12 protein-coding genes are annotated in these 15,598 nt (G+C 55.4%); 11 read left to right on the forward strand and 1 reads right to left on the reverse strand.

The features are described 5' to 3' along the window. The first annotated feature begins 64 nt into the window (after positions 1-64). The 4 genes from hpf (at position 65) to POTG_RS13400 (ending at position 5,905) form a co-directional block, all read left to right on the forward strand. Positions 65-616, forward strand: coding sequence for a ribosome hibernation-promoting factor, HPF/YfiA family (gene hpf, locus POTG_RS13385; RefSeq protein WP_009225366.1), 552 nt, complete (start codon positions 65-67; stop codon positions 614-616). A 224-nt stretch (positions 617-840) separates the two neighbouring features. After that, positions 841-3,348 (forward strand): preprotein translocase subunit SecA, encoded by a 2,508-nt coding sequence (gene secA, locus POTG_RS13390; RefSeq protein WP_009225367.1) that lies wholly within the window; start codon positions 841-843, stop codon positions 3,346-3,348. 413 nt (positions 3,349-3,761) lie between these two features. Continuing rightward, a protein-coding gene (gene prfB, locus POTG_RS13395; protein WP_157273444.1) for a peptide chain release factor 2 occupies positions 3,762-4,872 on the forward strand; the annotation gives its coding sequence in 2 pieces (ribosomal slippage) (positions 3,762-3,833 and positions 3,835-4,872; 1,110 coding nt in all). A gap of 136 nt (positions 4,873-5,008) precedes the next feature. Then, positions 5,009-5,905, forward strand: coding sequence for a YitT family protein (locus POTG_RS13400; protein WP_009225369.1), 897 nt, complete (start codon positions 5,009-5,011; stop codon positions 5,903-5,905). Between the two features lie 316 nt (positions 5,906-6,221). On the opposite strand, the gene POTG_RS13405 is transcribed toward POTG_RS13400, so the two are convergent. Next, a complete protein-coding gene (locus POTG_RS13405) occupies positions 6,222-6,923 on the reverse strand; it encodes a PIG-L deacetylase family protein (protein WP_009225370.1) in 702 nt (233 codons plus the stop codon). A 237-nt stretch (positions 6,924-7,160) separates the two neighbouring features. Here POTG_RS13405 and argC point away from each other — a divergent pair, with 237 nt between their 5' ends. The 7 genes from argC (at position 7,161) to argH (ending at position 15,564) form a co-directional block, all read left to right on the forward strand. Further along, positions 7,161-8,213 (forward strand): N-acetyl-gamma-glutamyl-phosphate reductase, encoded by a 1,053-nt coding sequence (gene argC, locus POTG_RS13410; protein ID WP_009225371.1) that lies wholly within the window; start codon positions 7,161-7,163, stop codon positions 8,211-8,213. Between the two features lie 40 nt (positions 8,214-8,253). Continuing rightward, a complete protein-coding gene (argJ, locus tag POTG_RS13415) occupies positions 8,254-9,489 on the forward strand; it encodes a bifunctional glutamate N-acetyltransferase/amino-acid acetyltransferase ArgJ (RefSeq protein WP_009225372.1) in 1,236 nt (411 codons plus the stop codon). Between the two features lie 64 nt (positions 9,490-9,553). Then, positions 9,554-10,339 (forward strand): acetylglutamate kinase, encoded by a 786-nt coding sequence (gene argB, locus POTG_RS13420; protein ID WP_009225373.1) that lies wholly within the window; start codon positions 9,554-9,556, stop codon positions 10,337-10,339. Positions 10,340-10,396: 57 nt separating this feature from the next. Next, on the forward strand, positions 10,397-11,659 hold the full coding sequence (locus POTG_RS13425) for an acetylornithine transaminase (RefSeq protein ID WP_009225374.1): 1,263 nt from the start codon (positions 10,397-10,399) through the stop codon (positions 11,657-11,659). Between the two features lie 3 nt (positions 11,660-11,662). After that, a complete protein-coding gene (gene argF, locus POTG_RS13430; RefSeq protein ID WP_009225375.1) occupies positions 11,663-12,625 on the forward strand; it encodes an ornithine carbamoyltransferase in 963 nt (320 codons plus the stop codon). Between the two features lie 25 nt (positions 12,626-12,650). Further along, positions 12,651-13,889 carry an argininosuccinate synthase gene (locus POTG_RS13435; RefSeq protein ID WP_009225376.1) on the forward strand — a complete coding sequence of 413 codons (1,239 nt, stop codon included), beginning with the start codon at positions 12,651-12,653 and terminating at the stop codon, positions 13,887-13,889. A gap of 259 nt (positions 13,890-14,148) precedes the next feature. Beyond that, positions 14,149-15,564: an argininosuccinate lyase gene (argH, locus tag POTG_RS13440; protein ID WP_009225377.1), complete on the forward strand. Its 1,416-nt coding sequence runs from the start codon at positions 14,149-14,151 to the stop codon at positions 15,562-15,564. Positions 15,565-15,598: the final 34 nt, after the last annotated feature.

The following is a 15,598-nucleotide window of genomic DNA, read 5'->3' on the forward strand; positions in this document are numbered from 1 at the left end:
GCACTTTTTACTTTGCCTTTACGTCATGGTATAATAAAGGTGCAAAGCAAAGGAGGAGTGCCCTATGAATTTTAGTATTCGAGGACAGCAGATTGAAGTGACTGAGGCCTTGCGTGACTACGTAGACAAGAAACTCAGCCGACTAGACAAGTACTTTGATGCACCCCCTACCTCAGACGGTACTGTCACGTTAAGTGTGGTACGAGGCTTGCACGCGGTCGAGGTAACGATTCCTTTGACCGGCGTTGTGCTCCGTGCGGAAGACCGCAGCGACGACATGTACGCATCCATTGATGCGGTTGTGGACAAGCTTGAACGTCAAATCCGCAAGCACAAAACGAAAATCAACCGTAAGCTGCGCCAGAAGGGCGTGAAGAACAGCCTCTTTGTAGAGGACGCGACCACAGGCTCCGTTGCGCTGGATGAAGGCGAGGAAGAGCTGGAAGTGGTTCGCACGAAACGCTTTACCTTGAAGCCGATGGACGTAGAGGAAGCGATTTTGCAAATGAATATGGTAGGACACAACTTCTTCGTTTTCTCGAACATCGACACTAAGGAAGTTAACGTCGTCTACAAGCGCAATGACGGCAAATACGGTTTGATTGAACAGGATTAACCCCCTGCACTCCGTGCAATCATGGCAAGTTGTTTCAAACGAGGTGGTAATTCCTGTGATACTAACGCAAAGGAAACGAGCCTTATCCGCCCGCGGATAGGGCTCTTTATTCGTATACAAGGGCGCTTTACCGCAATGCAGACGTGACGGGGCGTGTTGCGGCGTGCCTTACAAACTGTTACAATTTAGGCAAATCATCTGTTTATGCGTGAAAGGGGTAAATCATGCTGGGATTAGTAAAGAAGATATTTGGCGACACGAATGAACGTGATGTCAAACGTCTGATGAAGACGGTCGATTATATTAATTCATTAGAACCGCAATTTGAGGCGCTTTCGGACGAGCAGTTAAAAGGGAAAACCGCCGAGTTCCGGGAACGGATCGAGAAAGGCGAGACGCTGGATGAGCTGTTGCCAGAAGCTTTTGCCACAGTACGGGAAGCTTCGAAACGCACGCTGGGGATGCGTCATTTTGATGTGCAGCTGGTCGGCGGCATGGCGCTTCATGAAGGCAAGATTGCGGAGATGAAAACCGGTGAAGGGAAGACGCTGGTCGGAACCCTGCCGGTTTATTTGAATGCGCTCCTGGGGAAAGGTGTGCATGTCGTTACCGTCAACGACTATTTGGCACAACGCGATAGCCAGCAGATGGGGCAGATTTACAACTTCCTCGGCATGACGGTTGGGGTGAACCTCAACGGCATGGAGCATGAGCAGAAACAAGAAGCTTACGCTTGCGACATCACGTATGGCACGAACAACGAATTTGGGTTTGACTACCTGCGCGACAACATGGTGCTCTACAAAGAACAGATGGTACAGCGGCCGCTGTATTATTGCATTATTGATGAAGTGGACTCCATTTTGATCGATGAAGCGCGGACACCGCTCATTATATCCGGCCAAGCTCAGAAATCCACCGAGCTGTATTATGCAGCCGATCGTTTCGTGAAGACGCTGACGCCGGAGGAAGATTATACCGTTGATATTAAAGTAAAGGCCGTTTCGTTGACCGAAAAAGGGGTCGCTAAAGCGGAACGCGCTTTTGGCATTGATAACTTGTACGATCATAAACACGTTACCCTGAACCACCACGTGGTGCAGGCACTTAAAGCGAACGTTATCATGCGCCGCGACGTCGATTACGTCGTGACCGATGATGAGGTGCTGATCGTCGACGAATTTACCGGCCGGATCATGCAAGGTCGCCGTTACAGCGACGGGCTGCACCAGGCGATCGAAGCCAAAGAAGGCATCGAGGTACAGAACGAAAGCATGACGCTGGCGACGATTACGTTCCAGAACTACTTCCGGATGTACCGCAAGCTGGCCGGGATGACCGGTACGGCGAAGACCGAGGAAGAAGAGTTCAAGAAAATCTACGGCCTCGAAGTGCTGCAAGTGCCGACCAACCGGCCGAACCGTCGTATCGACTTGCCGGACGTCGTTTACAAGAGTGTTGACGGCAAGTTCAAGGCGGTTGTCGAAGAAATCGTTCAGCGCCATAAGAAAAAACAACCGGTGCTCGTCGGTACGATCTCGATCGAGAACTCCGAACGCGTATCCGAGATGCTGAAGCGCAAAGGCATCCCGCACAAGGTGCTGAACGCGAAATACCATGCGGAGGAAGCCGAAATTATCTCTCACGCAGGGGAACCGGGTTCCGTGACGATCGCTACCAACATGGCGGGCCGCGGTACCGACATTTTGCTTGGCGAAGGCGTGGCCGAATTAGGTGGCCTGCATATCATAGGTACCGAACGCCACGAATCGCGCCGGATCGATAACCAGCTGCGCGGTCGTGCCGGCCGTCAGGGCGATCCAGGCTCCACACAGTTCTACCTGTCGCTGGGCGATGAACTGATGAAGCGGTTTGGCGCGGACAACGTGCTGAACATGATGGAGCGTCTTGGCTTCGAGGAAGACCAACCAATCGAGAGCAAGATGATCACCCGTGCGATCGAGTCTGCGCAAAAACGCGTAGAAGGCAACAACTTCGACGTGCGTAAAGTCGTCCTACAATATGACGACGTCATGAACCAACAGCGTGAAATTATCTACAAACAGCGCCGCGAGCTGCTGGAATCGGAGAACATTAAGCAGATCGTTCTCGATATGATCAAGCCGGTCATCGAACGGGTGGTTGAAGCCCATACCGCTGACGAGTTGCCGGAGAACTGGGAACTGCAAGAGGTTGCCGATTACGTCAACAGCAAGCTGCTGGACGAAGGCGCCATTACGAAAGACGATCTGTGGGGCAAAGAGCCGAATGAGATGGTCGAGTATATTTTTGAACGCGTCCTGACGAAATACAACGCTCGCGAAGAAGCGATTGGTCCGGAAATGGTACGGGAGTTCGAGAAGGTTATCGCCCTCCGTGCTGTCGACAGCAAATGGATGGACCATATCGACGCGATGGATCAGCTGCGTCAAGGCATTCATCTTCGTGCATACGGCGGTACCGATCCGCTGCGCGAATATCAATTTGAAGGCTATGAGATGTTCAACGCGATGATCGCCAGCATTCAGGAAGAAGTCGCGACGTACATCATGAAGGCGCAGATCGAAACGAACCAGGAACGCCAAGCGGTCGTGGATGAGAACAAAATCACCACGAGCGGCGAGCCGGCAGAGAAACGCCCAGTCAAACGCGGCGAAACGATCGGCCGCAACGACTTGTGCCCATGCGGCAGCGGCAAGAAGTACAAACACTGCCACGGCCAAAACGCATAATGTTCGGCATAAGCTGGGTGCGGCGGGGAGCCTGAGGATTTCCTTAGGCTGCCCGCTTTTGCCCCGTTTGGAGGGAAAACCTGTTCTCGGCCGCAGCGGCCGCGCCGATGTTGGCTCATCCGAGGTAGCCACCTCGACGTTGGTTCAGCCACAGGCGAAATAGGGGTAAAAAAGGGCCTTATTTTGCTTTTTTGGGCGGATGTCTGGTAAATAAGGGAGTTTTTTGGCCTTATTTTTGCAGACTATGGCTCAAAACAGGGTTTTTCCAGGTTTAGGAATGAAATAAAGGTAGATTTTGTCCTTATTTTTTGAAATTCGGTGCCCGGGAGTTGAATAAGGGTACAAAAGGGCGTTACCTTTAAACCAAAGTGGCAGCTACAAATAAACTTTTACAAAGAAAGGTGATCTACCGTATGATCGATGCGAACGTGAAACAAGACATGCGCGAAATCGCAAAGAAATTAACCAACCTTAGGGGGTCTCTTTGACTTAGATCTGAAGCAAGAGATGATCGCCAACTATGAGGAGAAAATGGCGGCACCGGATTTCTGGGACGACAACGAGAAAGCTCAAGGGATTATCGCGGAGATGAATGCGGTAAAATCCTCGGTGGACCAATATACGGCGCTGCAGAACGAATACGATGAGCTGGAAATGATGGCGGAGCTCGCCGAGGAAGAAGGCGATGAATCGCTGGCTGCGGAGGTTGCAGACTCCGTAGAGAAGCTCGTGAAGAAGCTGGAGGAGTTCGAGCTCCAGCTGCTGCTGAACCAGCCGTACGACAAAATGAACGCGATTCTCGAGTTGCATCCTGGCGCAGGCGGCACCGAGTCCCAGGACTGGGGCCAAATGCTGCTGCGGATGTATACTCGCTGGGCGGAGAAACGCGGCTTTAAGGTCGAGACGCTGGACTACCTGCCGGGCGACGAAGCCGGGATCAAGAGCGTTACGCTGTTGATCAAAGGCTACAACGCCTACGGCTACCTGAAGGCGGAGAAGGGCGTTCACCGGCTGGTGCGGATCTCGCCGTTTGACGCTTCCGGACGCCGGCATACGTCGTTCGTCTCCTGTGACGTCGTGCCGGAGATCAGCGATGACGTGGAGATCGAAATCCGTAATGAGGATTTAAAAATCGATACGTACCGCGCCAGCGGTGCCGGCGGTCAGCACATCAACACGACCGACTCGGCCGTGCGGATTACCCACATCCCGACCGGGATCGTGGTGACCTGCCAGAACGAACGCTCACAGATCAAGAACCGAGAACGGGCGATGACGATGCTCCGCTCCAAGCTGTACGAACGCAAGATCGAGGAGCAACAACGCGAGTTGGATGAGATCCGCGGCGAGCAATCGGATATCGCCTGGGGCAGCCAAATCCGCTCGTACGTGTTCCACCCGTACAGCATGGTGAAGGATCACCGGACGAACGTGGAGACGGGGAATGTCGGCGCGGTGATGGACGGGGATCTGGACGCTTTTATCGACGGTTATCTGCGCAGCCAGATTAAGACGGAGAGCTAATCAGCGGGACGGGAGCGCCTTGATGTGCCTTCCCGCCCGAGCCGCTACTAAATACGACCCACCTTGGCCACGTTTGGTACGGGTGGGTTTTTCTATTTTTACATATTTCATGAAATGCAAGTAAGGAGGGGGAGCAATGCCGCCGAAAGTTCGCAAACGCCGATTTCAAGACTATATTCCGGTCACCGGTCCGATACGCCATACGCTGGATACGTTGATGATTATCGTAGGCTCGCTGATCACTGCCTTGGCGTTTAATTTGTTTTTGGTCCCCAGTCATATCGCCTCGGGCGGTGTCTCGGGGTTATCTATCATCGTTCAGTCGCAATTTGGAATCGAACCAGCCTACACCCAATGGGCCCTGAACATCCCGCTGTTCATCGCAGGCTACGTGCTGCTCGGGCGGGACTACTCCATCCGTTCTCTGCTGGGCACGGTGGTGCTGCCGTTCTTCGTCTTTTTGACACGGGACATTCCCGTACCAACGACAGATCCGTTGCTGGCTTCGTTATATGGAGGCATCGGGGTGGGGATAGGACTCGGTATTGTGTTCCGAGGCCGGGGATCCACCGGCGGGCTGTCCACCTTGGCGCAAATTATTCAAAAATACAGCGGCCTCAGCCTCTCCGTTTGCGTTGTGATGATGGACGGGATTGTGATTGTGTTGGCGTTATTTTTGCTGACCCCGGAAAAAGCGCTCTATGCCCTGATCGGACTGTACATCACCGGTAAAATCATCGATGCCATCGAGCTGGGCTTCAATTACACGAAGGTCGCTTACATTATTGCCGACCGGACGGAGGAGATCTCGCAGGCTGTGCTCACTCACCTGGACCGGGGGCTGACTAAGCTGGACGGTCACGGCGGGTACACCGGCGATGCGCGGACCGTGCTGATGGTCGTTGTAGGGCAGAGCGAAGTCACGCGGCTCAAGACGTTGGTACAGACGCTGGATCCCAATGCCTTTGTCATCATCACGAATGCACATGAGGTATTGGGGGAAGGGTTTAAAAGGGTGCAGGGAGAGCAGTGACTTCTGGTAGTTGGTTGATCTCTCCGGTGCTGGCTGACCAAAGGGGATAAGCTCGGCATGGGGGAACTCTGCTGGGCTTTTTTGCACCATTATCCCTTTCCTTCAGGAGATGATCGTTAGGGCAGGGGTGAACTGACCTGTGCAGATCATTCATCAAGAAGTGTTTCTTGCTCTGATCGAACGGGATAATGGTGTAAAAGGGGTCCGGAGAATCTAATACGTCCGGGGAGACGCATGCCCCGAAAAAGAACATACCCGCAAAATAGAAATAAACCGTCCGAATTGATTCGGACGGTTTATTGTTTGGGTGTCGCATTCAAACCAAGCCATCATAGATAGACTGCTCGTTTTTTTGTGGATACCGTTCGCCCCGCTCCCAGATCAGCTCAAATGACTCGAATTGGTGATGCGGCGGTACCTGCGGTCCTAAAACGCCAAATACCCGCTCCACGCTCCAAATTTGCGACTCATGGGCGGCCAGGGCTTGGCGTTTGGCTTCCCAACGGTTGCCGGCCGCCACGCGCAGCACGCTGGAATGATCCGAAGTATACGATCCCAGTTGGTTATAATACAATTTCTGCACGGTAGGCGCTTGGCCGCCAAAAACGACATCGTTTACGGCGTGATGGATGACGATATGATCCGGGTGTCCGGATAGACCGTCTTCCGGGAACGTCACGACGACCTCCGCCTGATGGCGCCACAAGAAGTCGGCAATCTTCTCCCGCAGCATCGCCGGGTCCGCCTCCTTCAGCTTGCCGTCCGGCAGCCCCAGCTGCTCGACAACGGAGATGCCGAGGATCTCGGCGGCTTTGGCCAACTCCTGATCCCTGCGGGCAGCTAACTGTTCGCGTGTCATTTCCCCTAAGCGACCGGTTTTACCCGCGTCTCCCCGGGTGGCGGTCAGCAGCACCGCCTTGCCTCCTTCATCGGCGATTTGCCGGATTAAATAAGAACACCCAAATGTTTCATCATCGGGATGAGCGTATACGAATGCGATCGTTTTTTCGTTCGACATGGTGCTTCTGCTTCTCCTCCTTCTATGCGGTACATGAGCACCTTCTAAATATACCTGATTCAGACCTTGCACAAAAGTTGGACGGCGAGAGAGGCCTGACATGCGAGGGTAAATTTTTGTGAGAGTTGTTGTATTTATATAAGTTCAGCCGTATAATAATACATATTTACAACGGAATGATGCATATTGTTGATTTCATAGGCTTGATCCAACGGGAGAGGAAGCGAGGTTAGCATTGTGAACGGGGAGAAAATAAAAGTAGCCATCGTCGGTTCCACGGGGTATGGGGGCGTGGAGCTGATTCGTTTTTTATGGGGACATCCGCATGTGGAGATCGCTTCGGTGATTTCCGTTTCTAGCGCGGGAGAGCCCTTAACGGACGGGTTCCCGCATTTATCCGAGATCATCGTTCAGCCGCTGGACGGCTTGAATCCGGTGGAGCTTGCGACGAAGGTCGATGTGGTATTTACCGCAACGCCATCCGGGGTCAGCACGAAGCTGGTGCCGCAGCTGCTGGAGGTTGGACTGAAGGTTATTGATTTGTCCGGTGATTTTCGGCTCAAAGACGGCCGTGAATACGAGGCTTGGTATAAACATGAGGCTCCGGCAGCAGCGTTGCTTGAGCAGGCGGTGTATGGCTTGGCGGAGATTTACGGCGATGAGGTGAAAGGCAAGGAGTTCGTCTCCAACCCGGGCTGCTATCCAACCGCTACGCTGCTTGGTCTGATCCCGGCGCTGAGTGCAGGCTGGATTGATCCGGGCAGCATCATCATCGATGCCAAGTCGGGTGTATCCGGCGCGGGCCGGGGCATGAACCTGACAAACCATTACGCGGAAATCAATGAAAATATGAAAGTATATAAGGTCAACAAGCACCAGCACATCCCAGAGATCGAGCAAACCTTAGGGAAAATCACCGGTGAACCGGTCACGGTGACGTTCACGACGCACCTGACGCCGATGACGCGGGGGATTATGTGCACGATGTACGCCACGTTGAAGGGCGCCTATACAGAGGAAGATTTGATCCAGCTGTACCGTCAATATTACGAAGGACGTCCGTTCGTCCGCATCCGGGACAAAGGCAAGTGGCCGGCGACCAAGGAAGTGTTCGGCTCGAACTTTTGTGACATCGGCTTTGCGGCGGATGCACGTACAGGTCGGCTGACGATCGTGTCCGTCATTGATAATTTGGTCAAAGGCGCGGCGGGGCAAGCGATTCAGAATTTGAACCTGATGATGGGCTGGGAGGAAACGACCGGCTTGAAGTTCACACCGGTTTACCCATAGGGAGATATCAACTTATTTAGGCTTGTGAAAGGAGTACGTCATGGGAGTGGTTAGTTTATTTCGTGCAGCGCCGGAGGGGAGCATCACCACGCCAAAAGGCTTTCAGGCCGGCGGGCTGCATTGCGGTCTGAAGAAGACGACCCGCAACGATCTCGGCGCAATCCTCTGCGAGGTGCCGGCGGTAGCCGCCGCTGTTTATACGACGAACGTCTTCCAGGCGGCGCCGCTGAAAGTGACGCGTGAGAGCGTCGCGTCCAGCGGGCAGCGGCTGCGGGCCGTCGTCGTCAACAGCGGCAACGCCAACGCGTGCACCGGCGCGCAAGGCGAAGCCGACGCGTACGCGATGCGCGCTGCGGCGGCGGAGGCGTTTGGGCTCGGCGAACACGAAGTCGCCGTAGCCTCCACCGGCGTCATCGGCGAGCTATTGCCGATGGACCGCGTCCGCGCCGGCATCGCTGGATTGCCGGCGGCGGTGGCAGCGAACGGCGAGGGGGCCGAGCAGTTCTGCCAGGCGATTTTGACCACGGACCTCGTGAAGAAAGAGGTGTGCGTGAAGCTTGACGTGGACGGCCGCGAGGTGACGATCGCGGGGGCTGCCAAGGGCTCGGGCATGATCCACCCGAACATGGCCACGATGCTGGCGTTCGTCACGACCGACGCCGCGATTGAGCCACAGGCGCTGCAAAGCCTGCTCGGGCAAACGACCGACGTGACGTTTAACATGATCACCGTCGATGGCGATACGAGCACGAACGATATGCTGCTGGCGATGGCGAGCGGGCTGGCTGGCAACCGGGAGCTGTCACCCGGGCATGCCGACTGGGACGCGTTCGCTGCGGCGTTCCGCCACGTGTGTGAGACGTTGGCCAAGGCGATCGCCCGCGATGGGGAAGGCGCAACACGTCTCGTCGAGGTGACGGTGCGCGGCGCCGTAAGCGATAATTCGGCTCGCGCGATCGCGAAGACGATCGTTGGCTCGAGCCTCGTGAAGTCGGCGGTGTTTGGCGCCGACGCCAACTGGGGCCGCATCATCGCTGCGGTCGGCCGTGCGGGTGAGCCGGTCAACCCGGAGACGGTGGACATCAAGCTTGGCGACATCGTCGTGTTGGAGGGCTCGCGTCCGGTTCCTTTCGATGAGGATGTGGCGCTTGCTTACCTGAAAGGCGACACGATCAACATCTCCGTTGACCTGCATAACGGCCAAGGCGAAGCCACCGCCTGGGGCTGCGATTTGACCTATGACTACGTCCGGATTAACGCGGCTTATCGCACTTAATTTGAATTCATATCCTAAATCATTTATCAGATGAGATGAACTCCGGAAAGGAGCAGGCAGACTAATGTTTGTGATGAAATGTGGCGGCAGCACGCTCGCGGAGCTGCCGAATTCTTTTTTTGCCGACTTGGTGAAGCTGCAAAAAGAAGGGGCAAACCCGGTGATCGTCCATGGCGGCGGCCCAGCCATTTCGGAGAACCTCGGTAAGCTGGGGATTGAGAGCACGTTCGTCGACGGACTGCGTTATACGACGGATGAAGTCCTGGACGTCGTAGAAATGGTGCTGGCCGGCAGTATTAATAAGTTGATCGTGCGCCGCATCGCTCAGAACGGCGGGAAAGCGCTGGGCTTATCCGGTGTGGACGGCAGTTTGCTGCAGGCGAAGCCGGTTGCGAACAGCAAGGAAGTCGGATTCGTTGGGGATGTGACGGGTGTTAACGCGGATTTGATCCGCGGCGTACTGGATCTCGGCTACATTCCGGTCATTGCTCCCGTTGGTATTGATGCCAGCGGAGCACAACGTTATAACATCAACGCGGACACGGCCGCAGGAGCGGTTGCTTCGGCACTGGGGGTTTCACGTATGATCGTCGTCACCGATGTGCCCGGAATTTTGAAAATGACCGGAACCGAAAGAAAAGTACTCGATTCCATTACCGTACAGCAAATCGAGGATATGATCTCCACCGGGGAAATTTACGGCGGAATGATCCCGAAGGTGCGCGCCGCCGTGGCTTGCATCAGCGGCAGTGTCAAGGAAGCAGTGATTGTAGGCGGCAACGAGCCGGGCGTACTCGGAAAAGTGCTGTCCGGGGAACGCATCGGTACCCGAATCGTGCGGATGGCGTAGCGAAGCGGCTGTCGGAAGGTTATATTAGTAATTAAGTAGATGGGAGTGGAAAAAACGATGGCGCAAAGTGATCTGAAAGAAGCAACAACGGCTCCGGGCACCGGAGCAAACGCCGTAGCAGCTGCGGCGGAAGGGAGCAGCCCCAGCGCGTTGTTCCCAAGTTATGCCCGGTACCCGATTCATTTGGTTAAAGGGAAAGGCAGCTGGCTGTGGGACGACAAAGGCAACCGCTACCTTGATTTCATGAGCGGTCTTGCGGTCGCCAACCTGGGGCATGCCCCGGAGAAGGTGGCGGCCAAGGTGAAGGCTCAGCTGGATGAGCTCTGGCATGTGAGCAACCTGTTCCATATTCCGCAGCAGGAAGCTGCAGCGCGGAAGCTGACGGAGATTAGCTGCGCGGACGTCGTTTTCTTCTGCAACAGCGGCGCCGAAGCAAACGAAGCGGCGATCAAGCTGGCGCGGCGCTACCATCAAAAGGTGAAAGGAACGAACCGCTTCGAGATGATTACGTTCAACCAATCCTTCCATGGGCGGACGTTGGCTACGCTTACCGCGACCGGCCAGCAGAAGGTCAAGGACGGTTTTCTACCGCTTCCTGAAGGCTTCAAGTCCGTACCTCTGCATGACCTGCCAGCACTGAAAGCAGCGATCGGCCCGCAAACGGCGGCAGTGATGCTGGAAATGGTGCAAGCCGAAGGCGGTGTGTACCCGGTGGAGCCGGCGTTCGTGCAAGAGCTGTCTGAGCTGTGCAAGGCAGAGGGGCTGCTGCTCATCATCGACGAGGTCCAAACCGGCATGGGCCGTACGGGCAAATGGTTTGCGCATCAGCATTACGGCATCGAGCCGGATATTTTTACATTGGCGAAAGGGATTGCCAGCGGCTTGCCCGCCGGGGCGATGCTGGCGAAAGCGTATTTGCGCGAAGCGTTCCCTCCGGGCAGCCATGCGTCTACATTTGGCGGCAATCCGATCGTGACGACAGCGATCATTGCCACACTGGAGACGATGCAGGAGGAGCGCATTCCGGAGCATGTGGCAGAGATGGGTGAATATTTGACGGGGCTCCTGAAGGAGACGTTTAAAGACGAGCCGTTTGTCCAAGAAGTGCGCGGCAAAGGCTTGCTGATCGGCATTGGGTGCGCCGGACCGGTGGGCGACATCGTACTGCTCGGACAACAACATGGACTGCTGTTCGTCACCGCCGGCCCTGAGGTCATTCGGCTGTTGCCAAACCTCAAGGTGTCGAAGGAAGAGATCGACCAGGCCGTAGCGATTTTGGCAGACGTCATCGCCGCTTATACTTCCAAGGAGGGGAACTAATCAATGACTTTGCTGGAACCATCGAAACGCAGCAGCATGAATTTAAGCGGCCGCGATTTTATCGAGCTGACGGATTATTCAACTGACGAGATCCACTATTTGATCGATTTGGCGATTGAGCTCAAGCGCAAGCAGAAGAACGGCGAGGTGTACCAACCGCTGCTGGGAAAAACCGTCGGGCTGATTTTTGAAAAATCGTCAACGCGGACACGGGTGTCTTTTGAAGTGGGGACGTATCAGTTGGGAGGTCATGCGCTGTTTCTCAGCAAAAACGACATCCAACTTGGACGCGGCGAAACGATCGCCGATACGGCGGGGGTCATGTCGCGCTACCTGGACGGGATCATGATCCGGACCTTCGGTCATGATAAGGTGGTCGATCTGGCCCGCTATGCTACCGTGCCGGTCATTAACGGACTGAGCGACTTGGCTCATCCGTGCCAGGTGCTGGCCGACTATCAGACGCTTTACGAGCATAAGGGCAAGCTGCAAGGCCTTAAACTGGCCTACGTGGGCGATGGCAACAACATGGCGCACTCGCTGATGATCGGCGGGGCGAAGCTGGGCGTTCACGTGTCCGTGGCCAGCCCGGAAGGGTATGAACCGGACCCGCAAATCGTTGCGGATGCGCAAGAAATCGCCAAAGCGACGGGCGCGGTTATTGAAGTGGTGCGCGATCCGAAGGCGGCGGTACAAGAAGCGGACGCTATTTACACCGACGTGTGGGCAAGCATGGGCTTTGAAGAAGAGCAGAAGATCCGCGAAGAGGCCTTCCGCAATTACCAGGTCGACGAGCAGCTGGCGCGGTATGCGAAGCCGGATTACGTCTTTATGCATTGCCTGCCGGCTCACCGGGGCGAGGAAGTCAGCGAAGGCGTGATCGACGGACCGCATTCGATTATTTTTGATCAGGCAGAGAACCGGTTGCATGCGCAGAAAGCGCTGATGGCCGCATTGATAGGATAAATTTTTTTCGGGAGGACTAGGAATCATGGCAAAGGAAAAAATCGTACTGGCATACTCCGGGGGCCTGGATACGTCGGTCATTCTCAAGTGGTTAAAAGAAACGTACGATGCCGAAATTATCGCGTTTACGGCTGATATCGGCCAGAAGGAAGAATTGGACGGGCTGGAAGCGAAGGCTTTGGCTACAGGCGCTTCGAAAGTATACATCGACGATCTGCGCGACGAGTTCGCCAAAGACTTCATCTATCCGATGTTCCAGGCGGGCGCTTTGTATGAAGGGCAATACCTGCTGGGTACCAGCATCGCCCGTCCGCTGATCGCCAAGCGCATGGTGGAAATCGCCCGCGCGGAAGGCGCAACGGCGATCGCCCACGGCGCTACCGGCAAAGGCAACGACCAAGTGCGCTTCGAGCTGGCAGCAGCAGCGTTGGCTCCGGAAATTCGCGTGATCGCCCCTTGGCGGTTGAGCGAGTTCCGCGATCGCTTCCCGGGACGCGCTGAAATGATCGCCTATGCAGAAGCGAATGGCATTCCAGTAACAGCCTCTGCAGCGAAGCCTTACTCGATGGACCGCAACCTGCTGCATATCAGCTATGAAAGCGGCGTGTTGGAAGATCCGTGGTTTGACGCATCCGCCCCGGAAAACAAAGACATGTACCTGCTCAGCGTGTCGCCGGAGGATGCCCCGGATCAACCGGAGTATCTGGAGCTGGAGTTCGAGCAAGGGAACTGCGTAGCCCTCAATGGCGAACGGTTGAGCCCGCTTGGGGTCATGGAGAAGCTGAATGAGCTGGGCGGCAAACATGGCATCGGCCGCGTCGACATGGTGGAGAACCGGTTTGTCGGCATGAAGAGCCGCGGGGTATATGAGACGCCGGGCGGAACGATTCTGTTCACGGCTCATCGCAAAATGGAATCGCTGACGATGGACCGCGAGGTCATGAACCTGCGCGACAGCCTGATCACCCGTTACAGCACGCTCGTCTACAACGGCTTCTGGTTTGCGCCGGAACGCCTGGCGTTGCAGGCACTGGTGACGGAGAGCCAGAAGAACGTGACGGGCACCGTGCGCGTGAAGCTGTACAAAGGTAACATCATCGCTGCCGGCGTGAAAAGTCCGGTCAGCTTGTACAACCCAGACATCGCCACGATGGAGGCCGATCCTACGCAAGCGTACGACCAAGGCGACGCAACTGGCTTTATCCATCTGAACGCGCTGCGGCTGAAAGTCGGCGCGGGTGTGGCGCAAAACAGCGGCAAGTAAAGGGTGTACCCAAAATCTATTTGAAAAATCGAATACAATTCGCCGATTTTCAGCGATTAGACCCCAATGTGTATGAAATTTCGTATATAATTGAGCATTTTGCGGGGATGAGGCGGGAATGTGTATGATTTTTCGAATAGAATCTGCAATTTCGATGGTTCGCGAGGAAATGTAGTCGAAATTTCGAATACATTTCCTTCTGTTTCTGTTCTGATTGATTGGAATAACAATCAAGTTTCAAAGTTAAGGAGTGGGTCAGGTGAGCAAGCTGTGGGGTGGCCGCTTTACGAAGCAGACCAACCGTTTAGTTGAGGAGTATACCGCTTCCATCGGGTTTGACAAGGCGTTGGCGGAGGAGGATGTGCAAGGGAGTCTCGCGCATGTGACCATGCTGGGCAAATGCGGGATCTTGCCGGAAGAGGATGTCGAGAAGATCAAGGAAGGTCTGCATCAGGTCCTGCTGAAGATCCGCCGCGGCGAGATGGAATACTCCGTGTCGGACGAAGACATCCATATGAACATTGAGAAGCAACTGATCGACGAGGTGGGGCCGGTTGGCGGGAAGCTGCACACCGGGCGCAGCCGCAACGACCAGGTAGCGACGGACATGCACCTTTACCTGCGCAAGCGGGTGGTCGAATTCGTGGGCCTGTTGCAGGAGCTGCAGGAGGCGCTGCTGGGACAAGCCAAAGCGAACCTCGACACGATTGTGCCGGGCTACACCCATCTGCAGCGGGCGCAGCCGATCCTGTTCGCCCATCATTTGCTGGCGTACGTGTCGATGTTCCAACGCGATATCGAGCGCCTGCAGGACAGCTACAAGCGGATCAATGTGCTGCCGCTGGGCGCGGGGGCGCTGGCCGGCACGACGTTCCCGATCGACCGCCATTTTGTAGCCGAGCAGCTGCATTTTGACGGGGTGTATGAAAACAGTCTGGATGCCGTGAGCGACCGAGACTTTATCGTCGAGTTTCTCGCGAACGCCTCCATCCTGATGATGCACCTCTCGCGTCTCAGCGAAGAGCTCGTGCTGTGGAGCAGCACCGAATTCCGCTTCATCGAGCTGGATGACGCGTTCTGCACCGGCAGCAGCATTATGCCGCAGAAGAAAAATCCGGACGTGCCGGAGCTGGTTCGCGGCAAAACGGGCCGGGTCTACGGCAACCTGATGGGCCTGTTAACCGTGCTGAAGTCGCTGCCGCTGGCGTACAACAAGGACATGCAGGAGGACAAGGAAGGCATGTTCGACACCGTCGCCACGCTGCAAGGAGCGCTGCAGCTGTTCGCGCCGATGATCGCCACGATGAAGGTGAACAAGGAGCGGATGCGCGAAGCGGTCAACCAGGACTTCTCCAACGCCACCGACATTGCCGACTTCCTGGCAAGCAAGGGTCTGCCGTTCCGTCAGGCGCATGAGGTCATCGGCAAAACCGTCCTTTACTGCATTCAAAACGGCAAATACCTGCTGGATCTGACATTAGACGAGTTCAAGCAGTTCTCGCCATTGTTTGACGATACCATTTATGACGTGCTCCAGCCGGAGACGGTCGTGAATGCCCGTAACGTATACGGCGGGACAGCTACTGCTCAAGTGACGGCTGCCATCGAACGTGCAGAGAGCAAGCTGGAAGCGGGCCGCCAATGGACGCAAGAGTATCTGGAAAAAAGTAAATAAGCGATTAGCCAATTCGCAGGCAGAGCTCGGAGAC

It is taken from the genome of Paenibacillus sp. oral taxon 786 str. D14, from assembly GCF_000159955.1.
GTDB classification, from domain to species: domain Bacteria; phylum Bacillota; class Bacilli; order Paenibacillales; family Paenibacillaceae; genus Fontibacillus; species Fontibacillus phoenicis.

Coding starts and splice junctions, on each gene's coding strand:
- secA (WP_009225367.1), top strand. CDS start 841: ATGCTGGGATTAGTAAAGAAGATATTTGGCGACACGAATGAACGTGAT.
- POTG_RS13425 (WP_009225374.1), top strand. CDS start 10,397: ATGGCGCAAAGTGATCTGAAAGAAGCAACAACGGCTCCGGGCACCGGA.
- hpf (WP_009225366.1), top strand. CDS start 65: ATGAATTTTAGTATTCGAGGACAGCAGATTGAAGTGACTGAGGCCTTG.
- argB (WP_009225373.1), top strand. CDS start 9,554: ATGTTTGTGATGAAATGTGGCGGCAGCACGCTCGCGGAGCTGCCGAAT.
- POTG_RS13405 (WP_009225370.1), bottom strand. CDS start 6,923: ATGTCGAACGAAAAAACGATCGCATTCGTATACGCTCATCCCGATGAT.
- POTG_RS13435 (WP_009225376.1), top strand. CDS start 12,651: ATGGCAAAGGAAAAAATCGTACTGGCATACTCCGGGGGCCTGGATACG.
- argJ (WP_009225372.1), top strand. CDS start 8,254: ATGGGAGTGGTTAGTTTATTTCGTGCAGCGCCGGAGGGGAGCATCACC.
- argF (WP_009225375.1), top strand. CDS start 11,663: ATGACTTTGCTGGAACCATCGAAACGCAGCAGCATGAATTTAAGCGGC.
- POTG_RS13400 (WP_009225369.1), top strand. CDS start 5,009: ATGCCGCCGAAAGTTCGCAAACGCCGATTTCAAGACTATATTCCGGTC.